Source organism: Halomicrococcus pelagicus, assembly GCF_050954125.1.
In genome coordinates this window covers 133606-155682 of the sequence record NZ_JBPBWC010000001.1, presented here as the reverse complement: position 1 = coordinate 155682, position 22077 = coordinate 133606, and the positions used below count along the sequence as shown (strand labels likewise).

Sequence of the window (22077 nt, the reverse complement as noted above, 5' to 3'; positions counted from 1 at the left end):
GGGTACTTTACGATAGTGGTCGGCGGTTCGAGAGCTATCCACGTCGGTCGTCGCCGCCGTTCCAGCCGTACTCGACCCCGTCGTCGCGGTCGTCGCGGCCGCTCCAGCCGTATTCGACGCCGTCGTCGGCGTCGTCCTGACCGTCGCCGGACCGGGCGTCGCTATCGCGCGCGTCCCGGCGCGCGACGCGCTCCGCGCTCTCCCAGTCGTGGCCCTCGGTCCGTTCGCGTTCGGTCTCGGAGTCGACGAGCGCGTAGAGGACGAGCGGTGCGGCTATCGCCAGCGCGAGGACGGCCAGGAACGCGAATCCGAAGCCGGGGGGGACAGCGGCAGGAGCGGAGACACGTCCAGAAACGCCATCTCGCGGGGCTTAGTCCTTCCGCCGGCCCGGGTCGGCGGTCGAGGGAGGCAGCGGCGGGGACGCCGCCGAGGAACGAACCGGCCGACGTGCCGCGACTAGAAACGACCGACGTGGCCGTAGTAATTAAGAAAGCTTATTCGAGACGACCCCGGACCCAATCACCATGGTAGAGTTGCAAGTGCCGGAGGTCGATTACACCCGGTACTCGAACCGACAGCTCGCGAGCGTTCCACTCGCCGTCCTGACGCTCGCGTTGCTGGTCATCGCCGGCTGGTACGTCACCACCGGCGCACCGGTGAGCCCTGGCACCGAGTTCACCGGCGGCACTGAGATGCGTATTCAAACGGACACACCGCAGTCGCAGATAGATGCACAGTTCGACGCCGAGGTGACCTCGGTGACCGCGACGCAGTCGGGGACGAACACCTACATCGTCGAGTTCCAGTCGACGAACACCGACGCCCTTCGCGCGCAGGCGAACCAGGCCGGCTTCGAGATACTGTCGCTACAGAGCACGTCGGCGAGCTTCGGGGGTAACTCCCAGCGGCTCGCGCTGTACGGCCTCGTCGCCGCGTTCGTCGGCATGAGTCTCCTCGTCTTCGCCATGTTCCGGACGTTCGTTCCCTCCGTCGCCGTCGTCGTCTCGGCGTTCAGCGACATCGTCATCCCGGTCGCGCTCATGAACGTCCTGGGCATCAAGCTCTCGCTCGGCACCGTCGCCGCGCTCCTGATGCTCATCGGTTACAGCGTCGACTCCGACATCCTGCTGAACAACCACATTCTACGCCGCTCGGGCGGGTTCTACGAGAGCACGTACCGTGCGATGCGGACCGGCGTGACGATGACGCTCACCTCCATCTCCGCGATGTCGGTGATGACGCTGGTCGCCGCGTTCTACGGTATCGACCTGCTCACCGCCATCGGCGTCGTGCTCGTGATGGGACTGGCGACTGACCTGATGAACACCTACATGCTCAACCTCAGTCTCCTGCGCTGGTACAAGTACGAGGGGGTAGCCCGATGAGCCTCCGAAGCAACTGGCGCGTCATTCTGCTCGTCCTCCTCCTGCTCGGCAGCACGTTCGCGCTGTTCGCACCCGGGGGAGCCGTCGCCGGCGGTAGCGACGGGAACAACTTCACCACCAGCACCAGCGACGGCCCGACGAATCTCAAGTTCGGCCTCGAACTGGCCGGCGGGACTCGCATCCGCGCGCCCGTCCAGGGCGTGACCGCCGAGGACGTCCAGTTGACGCGGGACGTCAGCCAGAGCGAGGCCCAGAAGCGAGTCGCCGACAATCTCTCCGGCGCCGACGTCGGGGACGTGATGGTCCGCCGGACCCAGGAGGGCACCACCGTCGAGGTGTTCGTCGATAACGTGACCACGGCGGAACTGCAGACCGCCCTGGACCAGGCCGGCATCGAGTACGGTTCGGTCCGGACGGGCGTCACCGACACGACGCGCGACGAGATCGTCCGCATACTCAGCGACAAGATATCGAAGGCCGGCCTCGCCGGCGGACGCGTCCAGCAGGTGACGACGGCGACGAACGAGCACTTCATCGTCGTCGAGATGCCGAACGCGAACCAGAGCCGGATGAAGGAACTGGTGACGAGCAAGGGGAAGGTCCAGATCGTCGCCCACTACCCGACCCAGAACGGGTCGGAGAACACGACGGTCCTCCGCCAGGGCGACTTCGCCAGCATCGGGTCCGCCGAGCAGGACCAGAGCGGCACGTCCTACGTCTCCGTGACGCTCAACCAGCAGGCCGCCGAGCGGTTCGCCCGCGTCATGAACCAGAACGGGTTCACGAGCGGCGAGGGCATCCAGGCCTGTAACTACCCGGCGAGGAACGCGAACAACGCCGGCTACTGCCTGTTCACGGTCGTCGACGGCCAGGTGGTCTACGGCGCCGGGATGGGCAGCGACCTCGCCCCGTCCATCAGGAGCGGCAAGTTCGTCCAGAACCCGCAGTTCCGGATGATAACGGGCAACATGTCGGAGGCGCGCGAACTCCAGATCAACCTCCGCGCCGGCGCGCTCCCGGCGGCGCTCGACACCCAGGCCGGCACGACGACCTACCTCGCGCCCAGCCTCGCGACGGACTTCAAGGTCCAGTCGCTCATCGCCGGGCTCGCGGCCGTCCTCGCGGTCAGCGGCACGGTCTTCGTCCGCTACGGCAAGCCGCAGGTCGCACTGCCGATGATAGTGACGGCGCTCTCGGAGGTGGTCATCCTGCTCGGGTTCGCGGCCGCCGTGCAGTTGCCGCTCGACCTCAGCCACATCGCCGGGTTCATCGCGGTCATCGGGACCGGCGTGGACGACCTCATCATCATCGCCGACGAGGTGATGGCCGAGGGCGACGTCTCGTCGGGCCGCGTGTTCCAGTCGCGGTTCCGGAAGGCGTTCTGGGTCATCGGAGCCGCCGCCGCGACGACCATCATCGCCATGAGTCCGCTGGCGGTCCTGTCGCTCGGCGACCTCCAGGGCTTCGCCATCATCACCATCCTCGGCGTGCTCGTCGGCGTGCTCGTCACGCGCCCGGCGTACGGTGACATCCTCCGGTACCTGCTCACCGACCGCTGAGAAACCCTTTTTTGCCGTTCACTACCGATACAAGCACGGCCTGACGCCGTCACAGGCGGCGATTACGCGGACAACGATGCGTCCCCTATAACAGCGCGGTCGTGGAACCGGGGACGATGCTCGACCACCTCCACCACGGCCGGAGACGCGTCGCCGTCGAGATGGACCGACTCCGTCTCCGGGCCTCGAACGGCCGCGTGCTCGACGCCGAGACGGCGGTCCGGTCGCTCCCGTCCGACCCCGGCGTCGTCTTCCTCTGTCTCGGGAACATCTGCCGCAGCCCGCTCGCGGAACGCTACTTCCGGACGCGTATCGAGGAGACGGACTGCGACCCGTCCCTCGTCACCTCCGCCGGATTCGTCGACGCCGAGGGTCGGGAGAGCCCCGACCCGGCGGTCTCGGCCGCCCGCGAGCACGGCGTCGACCTCGCCGACCACCGCTCCCAGCGCGTGAGCGAGCGCCTGCTCGACGCCGGCGACCTCGTCCTGCTGATGGACGCCTGGAACTACCGGGACCTGAAGCGGGAGTTCCCGGCCGCGCTGGAGAAGACCTGCTTCCTGAAGGCGTTCGACCCGGGGACGGACTTCGAGATAGCGGACCCGTACGGCGACGACCCCGAGGAGTTCCGCGCGGTCTACGACGAGGTGACCGACGCCGTCGACGAACTCGTCGACGCGCTCGCGAAGCGATGAGCGAGGCGGTCGTCGTCCCCGCCATCGGAACGGGTAGCAGTCTCGCCTGCGTGCGGTCGCTCGGCCGGCGCGGGATTCCGGTCGTCGCGGCCGCCGCGTCCGAGAGCGCGCCGGCGGCGGCCTCGAAGTACTGCCGCGAGACGGCCGTCGTCCCCGACCCGTCGACGGGTCTCGGGGCCTACCGCGACGCCCTGCTCGCGCTCGCCGACCGCGACGACGTGCTGACGGTCGTTCCGCTGCGCGAACCGGACGCCTACGTCCTCGCGCAGAACCGCGACCGGTTCGCCGAGCGCGTCGCCGCGCCGTGGCCGGCGTTCGAGACGTTCGAGCGCGTGCGCGACCGCCGCCGCCTCTTCGACGTGGCCGAGACGGCGGGCGTCCCGGCACCCGAGACGGAGGTGCTAGACGGGTGGGACGTCCGGGCGCGCGACGCGGTCGTCAAGTCCCGGTACACCGTGCTGGTCGAGGACGACGCCACCGCGTATCCCGACGTGACCGTCGTCCCGGCCGGTACCGACCCCGACCCGGACGCCCTCGAAGAGCGGATGGGTCACCGCCCGCTCGTCCAGGAGTACGTCCCGGGCACCGACGAGTACGGCTTCTTCGCGCTCTGTGACCGCGGCGACCCCGTGACGACCTTCCAGCACCGGCGGGTGCGGAGCTACTCCTACACCGGCGGCGCGAGCGTGTTCCGGAAAGCGGTCGACGAACCCGACCTCCGGGAGCACGGCACCGCGCTGCTGTCGGCGCTCGACTGGCACGGACCGGCGATGGTCGAGTTCCGGCGCGACCCCCGCGACGGCCGGTTCAAACTGCTGGAGGTCAACCCCCGCTTCTGGGGGTCGCTCCAGCTCGCGGTCCACGCCGGCGTCGACTTTCCCCACGAGTACTACCGCCTCGCGGCCGGCGACGGAGCGTCCGCCGGGAGGGAGGAACCGGCACGCGAGACCGGTGACGGCCCGTCCGACGTGGCGGCGGAGTCGACGTACGAGACCGGTGTCGGCAGTCACGTCCTCCGGGGCGAACTCGCGTACCTCGCCAGTCTCCTGCGCGAGGGACACGACCCCGCCGAGCGACCGTCGCTACCGGCGGAGACGGCGAGAATCCTGGCGTCGCTCTGGCGGGAGCCGAACTTCGACTACTGCTCGCGCGACGACCCGAAGCCGTTCGTCCGCGACGCGGCCGGGGTCGTCGACGAGTACGCGCCGTCGCTGTCGGGCGTCGCGGCCGCCGGGCGTGCGGTGCCGACGGTCGCGCGGCGACTCTGGCGCAGGTGAGTCAGAACTCGTCGAGCGCGGACTGTTCGCGGGCGGCCAGCACGTCCTCGCAGGTGCTCCAGGAGGCGCGCGCGCAGTCGGGGAGGTCGCCGTGGTCGGCGACGTACTTCCGGAGGAACTGGCGGGTCGTCGGGTCGCTGGGGTAGCCCGACCCGAGGTCGCCGTACTCCTCGGCGAGGCGGTCGACGTGGGCGTCACGTTCGACCTTGGCGACGACGCTGGCCGCCCCGACGACCGCGTGGCGCTCGTCCGCGCCGTGCTCAGCCGTCACCGAGACGGGGACCGATGCGGCGTCCGCGACCCGGCGCGCGAACCGTCGTTCGCTGGTGTCGCCGGCGTCCACGACGCCCCGTTCGTCCGCCTCGGCGACCCGCGAGACCGCTCGCGCCTGGGCCGCGACGGTCAGTGCGTTCATGTCGGTCGCCGGCGCGTCGATGCGCTCGACCGGAACCTCGGCGACGCCGACCGCGACGCCGTCGCTCGCGCGCAGGTCGGCCGCCAGTTCCTCACGGCGGGCCGGCGCGAGGTTCTTCGAGTCGTCGACGCCGTCCGGCAGGTCGGCGGAGTCGTCCACCGCGACCGCCGCGGCGAACATCGACCCGAGCACCGGTCCCTTGCCCGCTTCGTCCGCCCCGAACACGGTCGACCGATGGCGGTCGCGGTACATGGTCGTTGCCCTTCGCGGTCCGGCGAGCGTCACGCATTCGTTCGCCCGGCGCGTACGCCGGGGCATGGTACGCGTCGCCGTTGACGACCGGGAGCCGTCGGTCGTCGTTCGGGAACTCAGGGAGCATCCGGACGTCACGGACGTCGAGGTCCGGCGGTTGGAGGCCGGTGACCTCGTGGTCGGGAAGGCAGGGTTCGAGCGCAAGACGCTCGACGACTACGTCGGGTCGGTCGTGGGCCGGACCGGGTCGGACCTGCGCGACCAGGTGCTGAAGCTGACCGAGGGGTACGACCACGCCTACGTCCTGCTGGAGGGCAACCTCTCGGACGTGGCCGAGATGAACCCCGGGGTCCGGCAGGCGGTCGTCCACGGGTCGATGGCGTCGTTCACCGCGCGCCACGACGCTCCGGTCCTGCCCTGCTCCGACTGCGAGCGCCTCGTCGACGTGGCGGTCCGCATCGGCCGCAAGCATCTCGAATCCCCCACCGCGCGCCCGGTACCCTCCGGGACCGTGACGGGACGGACGGCGCCGACGACCAAGCGCATCTACGGCTGTATCGAGGGCGTCGGCCCCGCGACGGCAGACGCGCTGTACGAGGCGTTCCCGACCGTCGAGGCGCTGCTCGGCGCGTCGGAAGCCGAACTGCTCGACGTGGCAGGCGTCGGCGAGAAGCGTGCTCGCGCCATCAGGGCGGCGTTCTGCGAGACGGACTGAGGAGCGGTGGACGCCGCGCCGGCGGCGCGTCCCTCGTCACTCGCCCGGGTTCGCCTCGACGACCGCGCCCTGGCCGACGTCCTCCCGCTCGACACCGTCGAACTCCAGCACGAAGTCGGGCCCGAACGCCGACGCGGGCGTCTGGAAGCCGGACTCGACCTCGCCGTCGGCGACGCGCCGTGCGGCCTCGACCGCGGTCCGGGCCGTCAGTTCGTAGGTGTCCGGCGCGCGGAGTCGCGCCGTCGCCCGGTCGCCCTCGTCGTCCTCGACCTCGCCCCACACGCGGCTGACGCTCTGGGCGCGCTCCTCCGCGGTCGGGCCGGAGACGGTCGCGTCGACGACCGCCTTCATCGCGCGCTGGACCGGCCGCGACCCGAGGACGGACGACAGCGGCCCCGTCCGGCGCATCACGGAGAGGGCGTACTCGGGCACGGTGGCGTAGGTCTCGATGTCGTCGATGCCCGTCGTGTAGTAGGCGGTCGAGACGTCGCCCCAGGGGATGGTCACCGCCGTCTTCGGCCCCTGACCGAAGTCCACGTACCGGGTCTTCCAGGCCGCCGGGACGGTCCGGATGGTGCCGTCCTGGCGCACTGCGCCGGGCCGCGAGAGCCCCTCGACGATGGATTTCGCCGTTCCCGGCGAGAAGGTGCCGAGGCCGTCGATGGCGAGCGTGAGCTTCGTCGGCGACGACAGCTTCGACCGGAGGTGGGCGGCCAGACAGTCCGTCGGCACCACGTCGAACCCGGACCCCGGCAGCAGGGTCACGTCGGCGTCCTCGGCGTCGACGTCCCGTCCAGCGATGGTCTCGAGGACGTCTATCTCGCCGGTGATGTCGAGGTAGTCCGTCCCGGCCGTCAGGCACGCCGTCGTGAGCGGCCCGGCGGTCGAGGAGAACGGGCCGGCGCAGTTCAGCACCGCCGAGACGTCTTCGATTCGGTTCTCGACCACCTCGGGATGTTCGAGGCTGAACACCCGGTGGTCGAGTCCGAGGTCGGTCGCCTGGCGCTCGACCTTCGCGGCGTTCCGTCCCGCCAGAACGGGCGAGAATCCCCGGTCGACCGCGGTCTCGGCGATCAACGCCCCCGTGTAGCCGTACGAGCCGTAGATGAGCACGTCGTCCATAGTGGAACGTGGGGCGGAAGTCGAAAAAACGCAGGGGCCGAACGCGTCGCGACCGTTCAGAAGTCGGTCAGCTTCGCCTCGGTCGCGCCCTTCGCGTCGGTGTCGAACTCCGAGAGGCCGACGAACTCCAGGCCGTCATCGCGGAGCGCGCGCTCGACGCGCTCGGAGGCCGAGGGCGCGACGAGCATCCCCCGCACGTCCTCGTTTCCGGCGGCCTCTCGCGGGTCGCCAGACGCCGACGCCGTCTCCTTCGAGGCAGGGTCGTCGCCGCCGAGCGACGCCGTCGGACCCTCCCCCATCTCGTACAGCGAGACGTATCGCTTGAGCTGGTCGAAGTGGTTCAGCGTCGCCTGGATGCGCTTTACCTCGACGACCACCGGGGTTCCGTCCTCGTCGCGGGCGAAGAAGTCGATGAAGCCGTACTTCGTCTCGCGCTCGTGTTCGACGATGCGCAGTCCCTCTTCCAGCGCGTCGGGGTTGGACTCGATGTACTCGTGCATCTCCGCCTCCGTCCCCGACTCCTCGTACGTCGCCCCGTCGGTCGCGTCGAACCGTGTCAGCGAGTGGGCCTCGTGGACGCGCACCTCGACGCGCTCGTTCGGGGTCGTGCGCCGCGCGAGCAGGACGGCGGTCCGGGACGGCTCGTCTGCAGCGTCCGCCTCGCTCACGCGAGCGGAGACGGTGCCGCCGCCCGGCATCCAGTTCACCGGCTCGTTGCCGGTCGGCTGGTGGACGAGGAACGTCCCGTCGGGCTTGGCGACCAGGAGGCGGTCGCCCGGCCCGAGATAGCCGCTCGTGCGTCCGTCGTACTCCACCTCGCAGTGCGCCTGCACCGTCAACACCGCACCGTCCCGGAACGCCGCCTTCGCCGCTTCGACGAGGGCGTCCGGGTCCGGCGCGTCGAGTTGCTCGACGACCATCCGTTCTCGGCGGTGGTTCCCTCCGGAGCAAAAAGGTAGCTGATTCGCGGCGAGAGCGCAGGTCACCGCGAGACGCGACCGTCCTGGCCGCCGGCGTCCGCGGCGCGGTCACACCGACGTGGCTCTGGTCCCGCTCTTGGCTCCGGTCGCGTCGGAGATGAGTCCGTTCACGCGCTCCGGTTCGCGCACGCAGTCGAACACGATCTCCGGAACGTCGTTGCCGGCCGTGTCGAGGGTGAGTTCGCCGCAGTTGGCCGGTCGCTGGAGGAGCGACTGCGCGAGCGAGACCGTCTGGACACGTTCGAGACGAACCGTGTTCTGGTGCTTGTTGAGGAGCCCCGTCTTCTTGTACGCCTTCTCCGTGGTGACGACGTAGGTGATGGTCCTCGTCTTGACGTAGGCGGCCGCGGCGACGCCCACACCCGCGACCACCGCGAGCCAGCCGAGCAGCCGCCAGTCCGGCGGGAGGAACGTCGCTCCGATGAGGCCGAGGACGATAGCGACGGCGGCGACGACGAGCCACCGTTTCACGAGATACAGGCTCGGATGGTCGCTCCACACGACCGTTTCCTCGCGTCCGAGCGTCACCCAGTCCGGCGCGTCTTCGTCAGTGGACATACGTTCAGTAGTCGCGCAGGCCCCTTATTTGTCGGGAGCTACCGGAAACGTGAACAGTCGCCGAGAGCGAACGGTGGAAGTCGGTCAGAACCGGTCGTCGACCTGCCGGTAGGTCTCCTCGAGCGTCCCGGAGTTGTCCACCGTCACGTGGTCGACGGAGATGGGGTCGAACCGCTCGCGGTAGGTCGCGTACACCTCGAAGTCCGCGTCGCTCTCGTCGTCCTCTCGCTCGGCTATCCGCTGGCGGACCCCGGCTTCGCCGCACTCGACCCGCACCAGCGAGAACCCGACATCGGTCGTCGCCGCGAGCGACCGGGCACGCTCGCGGTCGCGCTCGCGCCGGAACGTCGCGTCGAGGACGACGCTGCCCCCATCTTCGAGCGTCGTGCGCGCACGGTCGAACAGTTCCCCGTACACGTGCCGGGACTCCGCCTCGGTGTACTCCGGGTCGGGGAAGAGGTCCTTGCGGACCACGTCCGTCCTGAGGAGTCGCCCGTCCACGCGCTCGGCGACGCGTTCGGCGACGGTCGACTTTCCGACGCCCGGCAGCCCACAGACCGCGACGAGCGTCGGCGTTCGCGCTCGCGCGTCGGTCGCGTCGACTTCAGCCACCGGAACCACCTCTCTCTCGAGTCCGGCCCGAACGAGCGGTCGCGGAAGTTTCAGTCATTCGAGTAATGCTGGCGGTGAACCCCATATCAATGTAGCGCAACCGGGTTCGGCGCGACCGCTCACAGCGAGACGTGCGAGAGGTCCGACTCCAGTCCGTCGACGTGGGCGTTGAACGCCTCGACGAACGCCGCGAACTCGCCGGCGAGTTCGCGCACGTCGCGCGTCGACGGCGGTTCGTACTGCGAGAGCAGGTAGACGCCGCCCTCGCCGCCGACCCGGAGGTACGACGCGCCGTCTCCGTCCCACTTGAGCTCCCACCGGGTGCCGGACACCCGCGTCGAGAACGTCCCGTAGTCGCCGCCCTCGTACCGGGAGAGTTCGTGGGCCATCCGGTCGGTCGCCTCGCGGACGCGTTCCAGGATGCGGTCGCGCTCGCTCACGACGGCGTCGGTCGACTCGACCGCGGGGAAGTCGGCGGACACGTCGTCCAGCACGCCGTCGAGCGACGCGACGTAGCGGTTGTACGACGCCACGAAGGCGTCGTAGTCCGCCAGTGCCGCCGCGAGCGCCTCCGGTTCGGGCTGGCGCTTGGTCGAGACGACGTACGTCTCGCCGCGGCCGCCGTCGAAGCGGAGGTACTGGAGGTCGCCGGCCTCGTACTTGACCGTCCACTCCCCGTCGTCGGTCCCGAACGTCCGCTGGCCGTAGTCGCCCCCCTGGAGGCGGGCGAGTTCGCGCGCGATCTGGCCGGCGTGGTCCCGGACGCGAGCGACCACCTCGTCCCGGCGCTCGGCGACGGTCTCGGTTGAATCGACGTCCAGTTCGAACGGCTCTGTCATCCACTCGTCGTCGGAGTTCGAGGGAGATAACGGCTGTGACGCCGACCGGAGAGCGCCAACGGAGCGGTTCGACGACGACGGCCCGGAACCGGTCGCGTTCGCTCGACGGTCGCCGGGTCGGGCGTTCGTCTCGCGGTCGTTCTCGTCGGCCTCCGGATTCGCCGAGGAAACCCGAGCCATCCTGCAGTTCAGGACGTCCCTAAGAGCCGGACGCGGGCTAGGCGGTTCGTTACAGCGGACGCCGACGGAAAACGGTGGCCGCGACTTATCAGTTCCGCCGGCGAAGACGGTCACCATGCAATCGACGTACCTCCGCCGGCGGACCGTCATCGCGGCGAGCGCCGGCCTCCTCGGACCGGGAGTCGTCGCCGGCGGCGACAGAGACCGCGACGCGAGCCAGCCCGACCGGGACGGGGGCGGCGCACGCAACCGCCTCGTCGTCGCGGGGGGCAGCCCCGAGAACGTCGTCGAGTACCAGTTCGTCGTCAGCGGTCGAGCGCGCAGGAGCGGGCGGGCGGGCGACGCGCCGGTCGACGACAGCGCCGTCACCGTCGACGAGGAAGACCGGATCGAGGACGGTAGCCTCGCCAGCGGGGCCGTCGCGGGCGGAGCCGACGCCTACGTCTTCACCGGGCGGATATCCCGGTTCAACATTTCGCTCACCCGCCGGAGCGCCGACGAGGTTCGACTCTTCCTGAACGGCGAGCGCGTCCGGCCGAGCGAGCTTGGCGACGACTCCGCCGCCGGGACGCCCGTCGAGTTCCTCGACTGCAACACGGCGGTCGTGACCGGCGACTTCGAGGGGGTGCAGTTGAACGTGAGCTTCTGGGCCGAGAGCGGCCTCGGAACGAGCGTCCTCTTCCCCGGTCCCGTCAGCGGCGTGACGACGCTCCACCCCGCCGACCAGTTCGCCCCCGACCCCTTCGCCCTCGATTCGGTCCGCCTCGACCCCGACCCCATAGAGACGCCGGGTGCGCCGGCGCAGTTCAGCGCTGCGAACCCCTTCGCCGGGCCGTGGTGCGAGGACGAGGAGAACCAGTTCCCGAACCACCTGGTCGTCGCGGGCGGTAGCCCCGAGAACGTCGTCGAGTACGGGTTCGCGGTGACCGGCAGCGCGAGGAAGACGGACAGCGCGGGTGACGCCCCCGTCCCCGAGAGCGCGGTCACCGTCGACACGGAGGACCGGGTTTCGAACGGGCGGGTCGGCGGTGCCGTCGCGGGCGGGGCCGACGCCTACCGCTTCTCCGGGGCGATAGCGGCGTTCCGCGTCGGCGGGTCCGCGGCGATCTTCCTGAACGGTGAGCGCGTCCGACCGGACGACCTCCACGGGTCGGCGCGCTCCGGCAACTGAACGGACGACGTGACGACCGCGGTCGCTCGCGGTGGCGAACCGCCGAAGAGCGGACCGCCGCGGGTCGAGTCGGACGGCGGGGAGCGGAGGCGGGCTACGGCGGCGGCCGTGGAGCGCCGACGCGAGGCCGAAGCCCTGAAAGGGGCGTCGTCCGACGGTGGAGGTAGCGATGTTCGGCGTCGAAACGCTCGCGGTGTTCGTGCCGGCCGCGCTGGCCCTGGTGCTCGCGCCGGGACCCGACACCGTCTACGTCCTGACCAGGTCGATAGGCGGCGGACGACGCGTCGGCGTCGCGTCCGCCGCCGGTATCGGCGTCGGCGTGCTCGTCCACACGAGCGCGGCGATTCTCGGCCTGTCGGTCGTCGTGCGGCGGTCCGCCCTCGCGTTCCGGGTGGTGAAGTACGTCGGCGCGGCGTACCTCCTCTACCTCGGCGTCGAGACCCTCCGGTCGTCGCAGCAGTTCGAACTCGACGGTGCCTCGACGACGTCGACCGACCGGCGGACCAGTTTCGCCCGTGGCGTGCTCGTGAACGTCCTCAACCCGAAGGTGGCGATATTCTTCCTCGCCTTCCTCCCGCAGTTCGTCACTCGAACCGGCCCCGTCACGCCCCAGCTGGCCGCCCTGGGACTGACGTACGCAGTACTGACGCTGTCGTACCTCGTGGCCGTCGCGCTGCTCTCCGGGACGATTCGACGCGTGCTGGCGGCCCGGTCGTGGGTCGAGGACGGCCTGCGCGCGGTGACCGGCAGCGTCCTCGTGGGACTCGGCGTCCGCCTCGCGGTCGAGGAGTCGGCGTGAGTCACGCTCGGACCTGAACCGCCGTCGATACGCCTCGCCGTCGCTCGGCGATGGAGGATGGGTAAAAGTGGGCCGGCGCGAATTTGAACCGGGCGAGACTCGCTACGCTCGTCTCGCTTGCTCTCGTTCGCTTCGCTCACGAGAACGCGGTTACGGCCACCCCAAGACCGCCGCTAGAGGAACGAAAGTGGGGAGAAGTGGGCCGGCGCGAATTCGAATCGCGGTTACGGCCACCCGAAGGCCGAAGGATACCAAGCTACCCCACCGGCCCGCAACTTCAACAAGGCAATCCCCGCCTTTAACGCTTCCGAAATTCACCCCCTCTCGTCGAGCGCAGTTTCGACGTACGAAAGCGCCTCCTCCGGCGTCACGACCGCCTCGACGCCGGGCGCGTTATGGGTGCCGAGGCCGGCGACGGGGCGGTCGAACACGCCAGCGAAGCCGAGTTCCGACAGCGTCCCGGGGCCGCCGTCGATGGCGACGACGGCGTCGCCGTTCAACACGACCAGTCCGTTCCGGGCGTGACCCAGGCCCGTGGCGATGGCCACGTCGACGTGGGGGTTCGCGGCGTCGCGGTCCTCGCCGGGGAGGATGCCGACGGTCCGGCCGCCGGCCTCGCTCGCGCCGCGACAGGCGGCTTCCATGACCCCGCCCAGGCCGCCACAGACCAGGTCGTGGCCGCGCTCGGCGACCAGTCGACCGACCGCCTCGGCGCGCGCTGCCTCCTCGTCCGTGACGGTTCCCCCGCCGACGACGCTCACTCGCATGGTCAGTAGTCGGCGTACCCCGCGGTGTCGAGGTAGTTGTGTGCGACGGTGATGGCGTGGTCGCCGTGGAGCAGTTCCGGGCCGAGCCGCACGCGCTCGTCCCCGGCGTCGGCCAGCAGGTCGGCCTCACGGTCGGTGAAGTCGCCGTGGTCCGAGAGCACGAAGACGGGATTCTCGGGCGGTTCGACCTCGACGACGGGGCGGCCGTCCTCGTGGAGTTCGACGACGGTGCCGTCGCGGGCGGCCGCCTCCAGCACCGGCTCGAACCCGCGCTTGGAGACGTAGACGCCGGGCGTGCTCTCCTCCTCGATGTGGCCGACCGCCTCCCCTCTCGCTTCGAGGGCCTGCCGGACGAGCGCGGCCGTGCTGCGCTCGTCGGGGTTGAGCCGCCGGAGCTCCGACCCCTCGAAGCGTATCGTCACCTCGTCCTGATGGACGAGAAAGCAGCGCACGTCCTCGCGGATGGCGTGCGAGAGGAAGAAGGCGCTGTTGACGCAGCGGCAGAGGGCGTCGAGTCGGCCCGCACCGCCGGCGAGGTCGTCGAGCGAGAACTCGGGGGTCGTCGGCGCGTCGTGCCCGAGGACGATGAACTGTCGCATGCCCGGAGGCTGTCGGCGGGTACGTAAGTCGTTTGCTCACCTCGTCGCGGCCGTTTCTGAAAGCTGACAGACGTGCGTCTGACGCAGCTTTATGGTGACACCGTTACGCATAGATGATATGACTAGCCAGCGCGACCGCATCGAGTCGCTCGAATCGCGGGTCGAGGAACTCGAGGCGACCATCAGGGGGCTCACGGAGGAACTCGTCGAGGCGAACCAGCGCATCAAGGACCTGGAGACGACCGAGGAGGAGCGCGACGTGGCCGCCGAGTCGGCCGGAGCCATGAGTGCGTCCGCCGACGGGCCGGCCGCGGCGGAGGAAGCGCCCGCGGACGAAGAGGCTAAAAACGACGAGTCCCAGGGAGAAAACGAACCAGAAGACGAGGGTGGTTCCGAACTCGGCGACGACATCATCGTTGCGTAGGGCCGTTCTCGTCCTCACGAGCAACCTATGCACATAAAAAAGCTCGTCCTCGACAGCTTCAAGAGCTTCGGCCGCAAGACCGAAATTCCGTTCTACGAGGATTTCACGGTGGTCACCGGTCCGAACGGCTCCGGGAAGAGCAACATCATCGACAGCGTCCTGTTCGCCCTCGGCCTCGCTCGAACGCGCGGCATTCGGGCCGAGAAACTCACCGACCTCATCTACAATCCCGGGTACGAGGAGGGCAGCGAGTCGACGAGCGGGCCCCGCGAGGCCAGTGTCGAGGTCGTCCTCGCGAACGAGGACGGCACGCTCGACCGCTCGCAGGTCGTCAACGCCGCCGGGTCGGACGACGTCGGCGACGTCGAGGAGATTCGCATCAAGCGCCGCGTCAAGGAGACCGAGGACAACTACTACTCCTACTACTACCTGAACGGGCGCTCGGTCAACCTCTCGGACATCCAGGACCTGCTCGCGCAGGCCGGCGTCACCCCGGAGGGGTACAACGTCGTCATGCAGGGCGACGTGACGGGCATCATCAACATGACTCCCCACGAGCGCCGGGAGATAATCGACGAAATCGCGGGCGTCGCGGAGTTCGACGCGAAGAAGGAAGACGCCCTCGGAGAGCTAGAGACCGTCGAGGAGCGCATCGAGGAGGCGGAACTACGCATCGAGGAGAAGCGGGACCGCCTCGACCAGTTGCGCGACGAGCGCGAGACCGCCCTCGAGTACCAGGGCCTCCGCGAGGAGAAAGAGGAGTACGAGAGCTACCGGAAGGCCTCAGAACTCGAAGAGAAGCGGTCGGACCTCGAAGCCACCCGGCGGGACATCGACGAGCGCGAGGACGAACTCGCGGACCTCCAGGCCGAACTCGACGAGAAGCAGGGGCGGGTAATCCGCCTCGAGGACGAACTCGAAGAGCTCAACGCCGAGATAGAGCGCAAGGGCGAGGACGAACAGCTCGCCATCAAAAGCGAGATAGAGGAGGTCAAAGGCGACATCTCGCGGGTGGAGGACAAGATAGCGTCCGCCGAGGAGCGCATCGAGGAGGCGGAGAACGAGCGCCGACAGGCGTTCGTCGAGATAGACCGCAAGCAGGAGACGGTCGACGACCTCGAGGACGACATCCGCGAGGTGAAAATAGAGAAGGCCTCGGTCAAGAGCGACATCCAGGGGAAGGAGACGGAACTCGCCGAGGTCGAGGCCGAGATAGAGAGCGTCGACACCGAGTACGACGAGGTGAAGGCGGAACTCGCGGAGAAGAAGGAGGCCCTGGAGGAAGAGAAGAGCGCGAAGAACGAGCGCCAGCGCGAGAAAGACCGCCTGCTGGACGAGGCACGCCGCAAGTCCAACGCCGTCGAGGAGAAGCAGGCCGAGATAGACGCAGCACGGGAGAAGATTCCCGAACTGGAGACCGAACTCGACGACCTCGCGGACGAACTGCTGAAGGCCGAGCGCAACGAGGAACAGATCCAGGGCGTCGTCGACGACCTCAAGCAGGAGAAACGCGAGCTACAGGACGACCTGGAGTCGGTCGAGAACGACCTGCAGGCGCGCCAGCAGGAGTACGCGGAACTCGAGGCGAAGGCCGACGAGAGCGGCGACTCCTCGTTCGGTCGGGCGGTCTCGACCATCCTGAACGCCGGCAAGGACGGCGTCCACGGCGCGGTGGCACAGCTCGGGAGCGTGGGCCAGCAGTACGCGACCGCCCTGGAGACGGCGGCGGGCGGTCGGATGACCCACGTCGTCGTCGACGACGACAGCGTCGGCCAGAGCTGCATCGAGTACCTCAAGTCCCGTAACGCGGGTCGGGCGACCTTCCTGCCCATCACGAAGATGAGCAACCGGTCCCTGCCGAGCGCGCCGAACCTGCCGGGCGTCGTCGACTTCGCGTACAACCTGCTGGAGTTCGACTCGGAGTACGCACCCATCTTCTCGTACGTCCTCGGGGACACGCTGGTCGTCGAGGACATGGAGACCGCCCGGGAGCTGATGGGTGACTACCGCATCGTCACCCTGTCGGGCGAACTCGTCGAGAAGAGCGGCGCGATGACCGGCGGGTCCAAGAGCGGGTCGCGGTACTCCTTCTCGGCGTCCGGCAAGGGCCAACTGGAGCGTGTCGCCCGGAAGATAAACGAACTCGAGGACGAGCGCCGGTCGGTTCGCGAGTCGATACGCGACGTCGAGGAGCGACTGGACGACGCCCGCGACCGACAGGGCGACGCCAGCGACCAGGTCCGTATCATCGAGAACGACATCGAGCGCAAGGAGGAGGAACTGGCGTCGTTCGAGGAGAAGATAGACGACCTCGAGGCGGAGATCTCGGAGCTACAGGACGAACGGGAGTCGGTCGACGAGCAGATGCAGGAGATAGAGGCCGACATCGCCGACCACGACGACGCCATCGCCGCCATCGAGTCCGACGTCGCGGATCTCGAAGCGGAACTCGAGGACTCGAAGATTCCGGAACTCACGGCGCAGGCCGAGGAGATAGAGGACGAGATAGACGACCTCGAAGACCGGATGGACGAACTCGACGGCGAACTGAACGAACTCCAGCTGGAGAAGCAGTACGCCGAGGACGCCATCGACGACCTCCACGACGACATCGAGCAGGCCCAGAACCGCAAGGCCGACCAGGAGGAGGTCATCGAGGAACTGGAGGCGAGCATCGCGGAGAAAGAAGAACTCCTGGAGGAGAAGCGCGAGGCCGTCGCGGAGCTGGAGGACGAACTCGCGGAACTCAAAGACGAGCGGTCGGACCTCAAGGAGGACCTCCGGGACGCCAAGGAGGTCCGGGACGCGAAGCGCGACGAGGTCGAGAAGGTCGAGAACCGCCTGGAGAGCCTGCGTCGGAGCGCCGGGCGACTCGAAGACGAGGTCGCGGAGCTTCGCGAGGAGGTCGGCGACTACGACCCCGAGGAGGTGCCGGACCACGACGAGGTCGAGGAGAACATCGAGCGCCTCGAACGCCAGATGGCGGAGCTGGAGCCCGTCAACATGCTCGCCATCGACGAGTACGACGAGGTCGAGTCGGAGCTCGACGAACTCGAGGAGCGGAAGGGGACGCTGGTCGAAGAGCGCGACGGCATCCGCGACCGCATCGACTCCTACGAGGCCCAGAAGAAGTCGACGTTCATGGACGCCTTCGAGGCCATCGACGACCACTTCAGGGACATCTTCTCCCGGCTCTCGAACGGGTCGGGCGAACTCCACCTCGAAGACGAGGACGACCCCTTCGACGGCGGCCTGACGATGAAGGCCCAGCCGGCGGACAAGCCGGTCCAGCGCCTCGACGCGATGTCCGGCGGCGAGAAGAGCCTGACCGCGCTCGCGTTCATCTTCGCCATCCAGCGCCACAACCCCGCACCGTTCTACGCGCTGGACGAGGTGGACGCGTTCCTCGACGCCGCCAACGCCGAGCGCGTCGGCGAGATGGTGGACGAACTCGCGGGCGACGCGCAGTTCGTCGTCGTCTCCCACCGCTCGGCGATGATGGAGCGGTCGGAGCGCGCCATCGGCGTGACGATGCAGGGAGACAACGTGAGCACCGTGACCGGTATCAAACTCGACGGAAGTCAGGAGGTGCCCGCCGATGACTAGCGAGGAACCTCGTTCCTCGGAGAAAGCGAGCGGAGAGGCTCCGGAGGAAAATCGGGACGATGGCGACGTTCCGCTGGACATCTCCGGTCACGAGGAGCGCAAGCGGGAGCGCGAGGGCGACGCCGAGGCCGGCGAGAACGGCGAGGAGAACGGCGACGGCGTCCTCCCGGGGGAACTCGCGCCCGACGACGAGGACGACGAGGCGGTCGAGCCGGTCGAGTTGCTCGTCCAGATGGCCGAGGAGGGCGAGATAGAGCCGTGGGACATCGACATCGTCGAGGTGACCGACAAGTTCCTCGACCGCCTCGACGAGGCGGACCTGCGCACGTCCGGCCGCGCGCTGTTCTACGCCAGCGTCCTCCTGCGGATGAAGAGCGACGCGATGCTAGCGGACGACGACGAGGACGAGGAGCCCGAGCCGGAGCCGTGGGAAGCGCCGATGGCGATGGACGACGGCGCTGACGCGCCGGCGTACGACCCTGTGGACTCGCTGGAGCGCGAGATGGAGCGCCGACTCGACCGCAAGCACGCCCGCGGAACGCCCGAGACGCTGGAGGAGCTCGTCCGGGACCTCCGCGAGCGCGAGCGGGGGTCGTGGTGGAAGGAGTCCCGGAGCTACGACACCAGCGACTCGCCGGAGGGGTACCAGCGGGGCACGCAGACGCTCGACTACCACGCCGGCGACGACATGCGGCTGGACGACGAACCGACGGAGAACGACGTGACTGGTACGACCCACGACGAGGACATCGAGTCCGTCATCGACGACGTGCGGTCCGAACTGGAGACCCAGTACGACCGCGGGCGCAACGAGGTGCTGTACGCCGAAATCGAGGACGTGGGTCCGACGCGCGTCGAGACGTTCCTCTCGCTCCTCTTTCTCGCCCACCGCAATTTCGTCCTGCTGGAGCAGGACGAACTGTTCGGCGACCTCTGGGTGCAGAACGCCGAGATAGCGGACGAGCGTGCCGAAGAAGTGCTCGCTGACTGACCGCGGCGACGCCGGTCGTGACGCTCTGCTTTCGAGTCGACGCGGCGTCCGAGCCACCGGTCGGGAGGCCGAGATACTTGTCGACGGCCGTCGTAGCCGGCAGGTATGCGTCCGCGACGCGCACTGGTCGCGGCGCTGGGGGTCGCCGTCCTGCTGTCCGCGGTGGGGGGCGGTGCTACCGGCGGCGCGACGCGAGCCGAGAACGGTACCGACGCGACGACCATTCGAGTGTCCGGGGCCGGCGACGTCGAGGCGGACCCGAACCAGGCCGTGCTGGAAGTCGCCGTCGTCCAGACGGCCGACGACGCCGACGCGGTCAGACGGGGACTGGCCGCGAACGTCTCCGAGATGCGCCGGGCGCTCCGCGAGGCGAACGTGAGCGACGACCAGGTCCGGACGACGAGGTTCGACATCGGCGAGGACCGGGACGAGACGGGAGAGCCGGCCGGCTACCAGGGCCTTCACGCGTTCGAGATAACCCTGAACGACACGTCCCGCGTGGGAGCGATAATCGACGTGGCCGTGGAGAACGGCGCGAACCGGGTCGACGGCGTGGCGTTCACGCTCTCTGAGGAGCGCCGGAACGAACTCCGGGCGGCGGCGCTCCGCGAGGCGGTGACCAACGCTCGCGCCGACGCGGACGCCGTCGCGGCCAGCGCCGACCTCGCAATCACGGGCGTCCGGACCCTCTCGACCGTGGAGTCGGGGGTCGCCCCCGTCCGGACGGACGTTGGCGGGGTCGCTGCGAACGCGGCGAAGACGGACGTGGAGTCCGGGCCGGTGACCGTGTCGGTGCAGGTGGTGGTGACCTACGAAGCCGGGCAGGAGGAGAAGTCCGCGGCGGCCTGAACGCTTTTTCCGGGCCGTATCCTTGCACGAACGTGCGTCTCGTACACGTTCTCACCCCTGACGACAAGCGCGACGAGATACTGGCGACGCTTGACGACGAGGACGTCGACTACGTCGCTACGGCTGCGCAATCCGGGGAGAAAAGTACGCTCGTAGAGTTCCCGGTCCCGACGGACGCGGTCGAAGACGTGTTCGAACAGCTCCACGAGGCCGGCCTCGCAGAGGACGCGTACACCGTCGTCGGCAGCGCCGAAACCGCGACCACGCCGTCGATGGAGACGCTGGAAAATCGGTACTCCAGCACGTTCTCGCCGCTGGCGACGACGATGCTGCGGTCGAAGGCGCGCGACATGGCGCGGGACTGGTACTCGTTCGTCTGGATGGTCTTTCTGTCGGCGATCATCGCCGCGGGCGGACTTCTCGGCGACTCCCCGGCCATCGTCGTCGGGTCGATGGTCATCGCGCCCATGGTCGGCCCCGTCCTCACCGCGGGCGTCGGCGCAATCACCGGCGACGGCAGGATGCTGATAGACAGCATCCTCTACCAGGTCGCCGGACTGTTCGTGGCCATCGTCGGGGCGACCGCGTTCAGCTTCCTGCTCAAACTGGTCGGGTTCGCCCCGACGGGGCTCGGGGTGACGGCGCTGGAACTCGTGAACGTTCGCCTCGCACCGACGGCAGTGTCGGTGGCCGTCGCGCTGGCGGCGGGCGGCGCAGCGGCGTTCTCGATCACGACGAAGGGGCCGACGGCGCTCGTCGGCGTGATGGTCGCGGCGGCGCTCGTTCCGGCGGCGGCGACGACCGGCATCGCGCTCGTCTGGGGCTCGCTCGCGGTCGCGGTCGGGTCGTTCCTGTTGCTCGCCGTCACGCTCGTCGCGATCAACGTCGCGGTCTGGGCCACGCTCCGGTTTCTCGGCTACCGGTCCGAGAACGGCGTCGTCGGCCACGTGAGGAAACGCACTCCGATACTGGTCGCGGCGGTCGTCCTCCTCGCGGCCGTGGGCGGCGTGCTCTTCGGCACGTACGAGCAACTGTCGTACGAGCAGCAGGCGACGGAGACGGCGTCCGACGTCGTCGCCGACGAGCGGTACGCCGGTCTCGACGTGGTCGCGGTTCGTTCGGGGTACGCACCTCCGTTCCTCTCCTCGTCGCGGACGGTCACGGTGGTGTTGCAGCGAACGTCGGGCCGGGCGTATCCCGACCTCCCGGAGCGGCTCAGGCGACGCATCGCGGCCGAGACCGGCGAACCGGTCACCGTCCACGTCCAGTACAAAGACTACGCGGTCGCACGTCCGGAGCGTCAGCCGTCGAAGGGGAGTTCGGGTTCGTACCCGATCGCTTCGACGGCCGCGTCGAGCGTCTCGTCGACGTTCTCGCCGTTCTCGACGCTCATGAAGCGGTCGGCGTCGACGTCGGTCGAGAGGTCGGCCTTGTTGCAGACGGTGAGCACGGGAGTGTCGCCGAACTGCTCCGCGACGGAGTCCCGGAGCGCGAGCTGTGCGTCGACGTCGAACCCGCAGTAACCGCTGGCGTCGACGACGAACAGGACGCAGTCTGCGAGATGTTCGAGCGCGGAGACGGCCTGGGCCTCGATGTCGTTGCGCTCCGCCGGGGGGCGGTCGAGGAGGCCGGGCGTGTCGACTATCTGGTAGCGGACGTGGTCGCGCTCGAAGTGGCCGACGCGAACGCCCTTCGTCGTGAAGGGGTACTCCGCTATCTCGTTGCTGGCGCGCGTGACCGCGTTGACGAACGACGACTTGCCGACGTTCGGGTAGCCGGCGACGACTACGGTCGGGTCGTCCGGGTCGATGTCGGGCAGGTCCCGGAGGTCGTTGCGCGCGTCGCCGACGCGCGCCAGGTCGTCGCCGACCTCCTCGACCACGTCGGCGAGGCGAGCGAACGCCTGCTTGCGGAACTTGCGCGAGGTGTCCGCGTCGCCGGAGAGTTTCGCCTGGTACTCCCGGCCGATCTCCTTCGTCTTCCGGGCGGCCCACTGTATCTCGGAGAGGCTCTGGCGCACTTCGTCCACGTCCACGATGGCGTCGGCGAGTTCGTAGTAGAAGGGGTCGACCTCGCCGAAGTCGGGCCACGCCGTGACGACGTTCTCCAGGTTGTCCGAGAGAACGTTCGAGGCGGTCTGGAGCATCGACTGCTGGGCTTCGACGCCGCTCTTGGCTCGGCCCGCGCGCGCCGCCCGCGAGAACGCCATGTCGAGTAGCTCCTCCGACGTGGGCGTCGTCGGCAGGTTCTCGAAAATCATGGACGTGCGTACGTCCCCGTCGCTT

Annotated in this window: 21 protein-coding genes, 1 tRNA gene and 1 pseudogene; 12 read left to right on the top strand and 11 right to left on the bottom strand. The window is 69.0% G+C overall.

Annotation, left to right across the window (positions count from 1 at the left end):
• Positions 1-34: 34 nt before the first annotated feature.
• Positions 35-298 (bottom strand): DUF8143 family protein, encoded by a 264-nt coding sequence (locus tag ACRYA2_RS26610; RefSeq protein WP_472850121.1) that lies wholly within the window; start codon positions 296-298, stop codon positions 35-37.
• A gap of 226 nt (positions 299-524) precedes the next feature.
• On the opposite strand from ACRYA2_RS26610, the gene secF reads away from it, so the two are divergent.
• From secF to ACRYA2_RS00840, 4 genes are all read left to right on the top strand, one after another.
• A complete protein-coding gene (secF, locus tag ACRYA2_RS00855) occupies positions 525-1385 on the top strand; it encodes a protein translocase subunit SecF (protein WP_433623302.1) in 861 nt (286 codons plus the stop codon).
• Positions 1382-2944, top strand: coding sequence for a preprotein translocase subunit SecD (locus ACRYA2_RS00850; RefSeq protein WP_433623300.1), 1563 nt, complete (start codon positions 1382-1384; stop codon positions 2942-2944). The genes secF and ACRYA2_RS00850 overlap by 4 nt, the downstream gene beginning before the upstream one ends.
• Positions 2945-3060: 116 nt before the next feature.
• The gene (locus tag ACRYA2_RS00845; protein ID WP_433623298.1) at positions 3061-3636 is read left to right on the top strand and encodes a low molecular weight protein-tyrosine-phosphatase; all 576 of its coding nucleotides are present in this window, start codon (positions 3061-3063) and stop codon (positions 3634-3636) included.
• Complete coding sequence (locus tag ACRYA2_RS00840) at positions 3633-4913, top strand: carboxylate--amine ligase (RefSeq protein WP_433623296.1); 1281 nt, start codon at positions 3633-3635, stop codon at positions 4911-4913. The genes ACRYA2_RS00845 and ACRYA2_RS00840 overlap by 4 nt, the downstream gene beginning before the upstream one ends.
• A 1-nt stretch (position 4914) precedes the next feature.
• Here ACRYA2_RS00840 and rnhB read toward each other — a convergent pair whose 3' ends face one another.
• Positions 4915-5580 carry a ribonuclease HII gene (gene rnhB / locus ACRYA2_RS00835; RefSeq protein ID WP_433624704.1) on the bottom strand — a complete coding sequence of 222 codons (666 nt, stop codon included), beginning with the start codon at positions 5578-5580 and terminating at the stop codon, positions 4915-4917.
• A 64-nt stretch (positions 5581-5644) separates the two neighbouring features.
• Here rnhB and ACRYA2_RS00830 point away from each other — a divergent pair, with 64 nt between their 5' ends.
• A complete protein-coding gene (locus ACRYA2_RS00830) occupies positions 5645-6295 on the top strand; it encodes an ERCC4 domain-containing protein (RefSeq protein WP_433623294.1) in 651 nt (216 codons plus the stop codon).
• Positions 6296-6331: 36 nt separating this feature from the next.
• Here ACRYA2_RS00830 and ACRYA2_RS00825 read toward each other — a convergent pair whose 3' ends face one another.
• The 5 genes from ACRYA2_RS00825 to ACRYA2_RS00805 form a co-directional block, all read right to left on the bottom strand.
• A complete protein-coding gene (locus tag ACRYA2_RS00825; RefSeq protein WP_433623292.1) occupies positions 6332-7417 on the bottom strand; it encodes a saccharopine dehydrogenase family protein in 1086 nt (361 codons plus the stop codon).
• Positions 7418-7473: 56 nt separating this feature from the next.
• Positions 7474-8337 (bottom strand): endonuclease NucS, encoded by an 864-nt coding sequence (gene nucS, locus ACRYA2_RS00820; RefSeq protein WP_433623290.1) that lies wholly within the window; start codon positions 8335-8337, stop codon positions 7474-7476.
• Positions 8338-8445: 108 nt separating this feature from the next.
• A complete protein-coding gene (locus tag ACRYA2_RS00815; RefSeq protein ID WP_433623288.1) occupies positions 8446-8955 on the bottom strand; it encodes a PH domain-containing protein in 510 nt (169 codons plus the stop codon).
• 84 nt (positions 8956-9039) lie between these two features.
• A complete protein-coding gene (locus ACRYA2_RS00810; protein ID WP_433623286.1) occupies positions 9040-9567 on the bottom strand; it encodes a P-loop nucleotide/nucleoside kinase family protein in 528 nt (175 codons plus the stop codon).
• Between the two features lie 119 nt (positions 9568-9686).
• Positions 9687-10406: a profilin-fold protein gene (locus ACRYA2_RS00805; RefSeq protein WP_433624702.1), complete on the bottom strand. Its 720-nt coding sequence runs from the start codon at positions 10404-10406 to the stop codon at positions 9687-9689.
• A 295-nt stretch (positions 10407-10701) separates the two neighbouring features.
• Here ACRYA2_RS00805 and ACRYA2_RS00800 point away from each other — a divergent pair, with 295 nt between their 5' ends.
• Positions 10702-11757 carry a hypothetical protein gene (locus ACRYA2_RS00800; RefSeq protein WP_433623284.1) on the top strand — a complete coding sequence of 352 codons (1056 nt, stop codon included), beginning with the start codon at positions 10702-10704 and terminating at the stop codon, positions 11755-11757.
• A gap of 169 nt (positions 11758-11926) precedes the next feature.
• Positions 11927-12556, top strand: a complete 630-nt coding sequence (locus tag ACRYA2_RS00795; protein WP_433623282.1) for a LysE family translocator — start codon at positions 11927-11929, stop codon at positions 12554-12556.
• 198 nt (positions 12557-12754) lie between these two features.
• On the opposite strand, the gene ACRYA2_RS00790 is transcribed toward ACRYA2_RS00795, so the two are convergent.
• From ACRYA2_RS00790 to trmY, 3 genes are all read right to left on the bottom strand, one after another.
• Positions 12755-12827, bottom strand: a tRNA-Pro gene (locus ACRYA2_RS00790).
• 43 nt (positions 12828-12870) lie between these two features.
• Positions 12871-13323 carry a TIGR00725 family protein gene (locus ACRYA2_RS00785; RefSeq protein ID WP_433623280.1) on the bottom strand — a complete coding sequence of 151 codons (453 nt, stop codon included), beginning with the start codon at positions 13321-13323 and terminating at the stop codon, positions 12871-12873.
• 2 nt (positions 13324-13325) lie between these two features.
• Positions 13326-13922 carry a tRNA (pseudouridine(54)-N(1))-methyltransferase TrmY gene (gene trmY, locus ACRYA2_RS00780; RefSeq protein WP_433623278.1) on the bottom strand — a complete coding sequence of 199 codons (597 nt, stop codon included), beginning with the start codon at positions 13920-13922 and terminating at the stop codon, positions 13326-13328.
• A 118-nt stretch (positions 13923-14040) separates the two neighbouring features.
• On the opposite strand from trmY, the gene ACRYA2_RS00775 reads away from it, so the two are divergent.
• From ACRYA2_RS00775 to ACRYA2_RS00755, 5 genes and pseudogenes are all read left to right on the top strand, one after another.
• Positions 14041-14346, top strand: coding sequence for a DUF7518 family protein (locus ACRYA2_RS00775; protein WP_433623276.1), 306 nt, complete (start codon positions 14041-14043; stop codon positions 14344-14346).
• Positions 14347-14373: 27 nt separating this feature from the next.
• Positions 14374-17952: a chromosome segregation protein SMC gene (smc, locus tag ACRYA2_RS00770; RefSeq protein ID WP_433623274.1), complete on the top strand. Its 3579-nt coding sequence runs from the start codon at positions 14374-14376 to the stop codon at positions 17950-17952.
• Positions 17945-18943 carry a segregation/condensation protein A gene (locus tag ACRYA2_RS00765; RefSeq protein ID WP_433623272.1) on the top strand — a complete coding sequence of 333 codons (999 nt, stop codon included), beginning with the start codon at positions 17945-17947 and terminating at the stop codon, positions 18941-18943. The genes smc and ACRYA2_RS00765 overlap by 8 nt, the downstream gene beginning before the upstream one ends.
• Before the next feature lie 105 nt (positions 18944-19048).
• Positions 19049-19792 (top strand): SIMPL domain-containing protein, encoded by a 744-nt coding sequence (locus ACRYA2_RS00760; RefSeq protein ID WP_433623271.1) that lies wholly within the window; start codon positions 19049-19051, stop codon positions 19790-19792.
• A gap of 32 nt (positions 19793-19824) precedes the next feature.
• A pseudogene (locus ACRYA2_RS00755) lies at positions 19825-20712 on the top strand (TIGR00341 family protein); the annotation flags it as partial.
• A gap of 380 nt (positions 20713-21092) precedes the next feature.
• On the opposite strand, the gene ACRYA2_RS00750 reads toward ACRYA2_RS00755, so the two are convergent.
• Complete coding sequence (locus ACRYA2_RS00750; protein ID WP_433623269.1) at positions 21093-22052, bottom strand: NOG1 family protein; 960 nt, start codon at positions 22050-22052, stop codon at positions 21093-21095.
• Positions 22053-22077 lie beyond the last annotated feature (25 nt).

Coding starts and splice junctions, on each gene's coding strand:
- secF (WP_433623302.1), top strand. CDS start 525: ATGGTAGAGTTGCAAGTGCCGGAGGTCGATTACACCCGGTACTCGAAC.
- ACRYA2_RS00850 (WP_433623300.1), top strand. CDS start 1,382: ATGAGCCTCCGAAGCAACTGGCGCGTCATTCTGCTCGTCCTCCTCCTG.
- ACRYA2_RS00845 (WP_433623298.1), top strand. CDS start 3,061: ATGCTCGACCACCTCCACCACGGCCGGAGACGCGTCGCCGTCGAGATG.
- ACRYA2_RS00840 (WP_433623296.1), top strand. CDS start 3,633: ATGAGCGAGGCGGTCGTCGTCCCCGCCATCGGAACGGGTAGCAGTCTC.
- rnhB (WP_433624704.1), bottom strand. CDS start 5,580: ATGTACCGCGACCGCCATCGGTCGACCGTGTTCGGGGCGGACGAAGCG.
- ACRYA2_RS00830 (WP_433623294.1), top strand. CDS start 5,645: ATGGTACGCGTCGCCGTTGACGACCGGGAGCCGTCGGTCGTCGTTCGG.
- ACRYA2_RS00825 (WP_433623292.1), bottom strand. CDS start 7,417: ATGGACGACGTGCTCATCTACGGCTCGTACGGCTACACGGGGGCGTTG.
- nucS (WP_433623290.1), bottom strand. CDS start 8,337: ATGGTCGTCGAGCAACTCGACGCGCCGGACCCGGACGCCCTCGTCGAA.
- ACRYA2_RS00815 (WP_433623288.1), bottom strand. CDS start 8,955: ATGTCCACTGACGAAGACGCGCCGGACTGGGTGACGCTCGGACGCGAG.
- ACRYA2_RS00805 (WP_433624702.1), bottom strand. CDS start 10,406: ATGACAGAGCCGTTCGAACTGGACGTCGATTCAACCGAGACCGTCGCC.
- ACRYA2_RS00800 (WP_433623284.1), top strand. CDS start 10,702: ATGCAATCGACGTACCTCCGCCGGCGGACCGTCATCGCGGCGAGCGCC.
- ACRYA2_RS00795 (WP_433623282.1), top strand. CDS start 11,927: ATGTTCGGCGTCGAAACGCTCGCGGTGTTCGTGCCGGCCGCGCTGGCC.
- ACRYA2_RS00785 (WP_433623280.1), bottom strand. CDS start 13,323: ATGCGAGTGAGCGTCGTCGGCGGGGGAACCGTCACGGACGAGGAGGCA.
- trmY (WP_433623278.1), bottom strand. CDS start 13,922: ATGCGACAGTTCATCGTCCTCGGGCACGACGCGCCGACGACCCCCGAG.
- ACRYA2_RS00775 (WP_433623276.1), top strand. CDS start 14,041: ATGACTAGCCAGCGCGACCGCATCGAGTCGCTCGAATCGCGGGTCGAG.
- smc (WP_433623274.1), top strand. CDS start 14,374: ATGCACATAAAAAAGCTCGTCCTCGACAGCTTCAAGAGCTTCGGCCGC.
- ACRYA2_RS00765 (WP_433623272.1), top strand. CDS start 17,945: ATGACTAGCGAGGAACCTCGTTCCTCGGAGAAAGCGAGCGGAGAGGCT.
- ACRYA2_RS00760 (WP_433623271.1), top strand. CDS start 19,049: ATGCGTCCGCGACGCGCACTGGTCGCGGCGCTGGGGGTCGCCGTCCTG.
- ACRYA2_RS00750 (WP_433623269.1), bottom strand. CDS start 22,052: ATGATTTTCGAGAACCTGCCGACGACGCCCACGTCGGAGGAGCTACTC.